Origin of the sequence: Vibrio sp. 1151_11 (assembly GCF_029478525.1) — a bacterium.
GTDB lineage: Bacteria > Pseudomonadota > Gammaproteobacteria > Enterobacterales > Vibrionaceae > Vibrio > Vibrio anguillarum.
Genome location: NZ_SHMN01000144.1, coordinates 1 through 255 on the forward strand (window position 1 = coordinate 1; position 255 = coordinate 255).

Sequence of the window (255 nt, forward strand, 5' to 3'; positions counted from 1 at the left end):
TTAAAAAGCAGCTCCACCTGCCATCGACAGTGGTAGATCGCCATGATGTCATCGGCAGTATAGGTGTCTGAAGGTAAGTTAGTTATCCAAATGCAGAATCGTTTTTCTTCGGCAAACCAACGTCGCACAACTCTAAACTCTTGTTTACCTCGACGGACTTTTAGGTCAAGGACTTGCGAACGGTTGGTGCCTCGAGTAATGTCTTTCAGCCTCCTCCCTTCTAGCTTAGGCAGAAGTCGCCCTCGACCGTTTCTC

The 255-nt window shown here is 48.2% G+C and carries 1 protein-coding gene; it reads right to left on the reverse strand.

Going from position 1 to position 255, the window contains the following annotated elements; genetic code table 11:
* Nucleotides 1-255: transposase (locus tag EXZ60_RS19155; protein WP_277436169.1), on the reverse strand; the 255-nt coding region annotated here is incomplete at both ends.